The organism is Mycobacterium kyogaense, assembly GCF_003254575.1.
GTDB lineage: Bacteria > Actinomycetota > Actinomycetes > Mycobacteriales > Mycobacteriaceae > Mycobacterium > Mycobacterium kyogaense.
This window is the reverse complement of record NZ_QJUA01000125.1, coordinates 1-392: the sequence shown is the minus strand read 5'-3', so window position 1 is coordinate 392 and position 392 is coordinate 1. Positions and strand designations below refer to the sequence as shown.

Below are 392 nucleotides of genomic sequence, written 5' to 3'. Positions count from 1 at the left end.
AGACCCGCCTCAGGCTCCGAAGACTCGGACTCGACAGACTCCGACGCCTCATCAGCGGTCAGCGCTTCAGCAGCATCCTCACCCTCAACCGCAACCGCACGCGCGACCTCAGCATCACCGACCGCCTCCGCAACCTCGTCGGCATCGACCGAACCCAGACCCGCCTCAGGCTCCGACGACTCGGGGTCGACAGACTCCGACGACTCGGGCTCAGGCTCATCAGCGGTCAGCGCCTCGGCAGCATCCTCACCCTCGACAGCGACGGCATGCGCAACCTCAGCATCACCGACCGCCTCCGCAACCTCATCGGCATCGACCGAACCCAGACCCGCCTCAGGCTCCGAAGACTCGGACTCGACAGACTCCGACGCCTCATCAGCGGTCAGCGCTTC

General features: G+C 66.3%; 1 pseudogene. It reads right to left on the bottom strand.

What is annotated here, in order from left to right:
- Positions 1–392, bottom strand: a pseudogene (locus tag DMB80_RS28325) (prolipoprotein diacylglyceryl transferase); the annotation flags it as partial.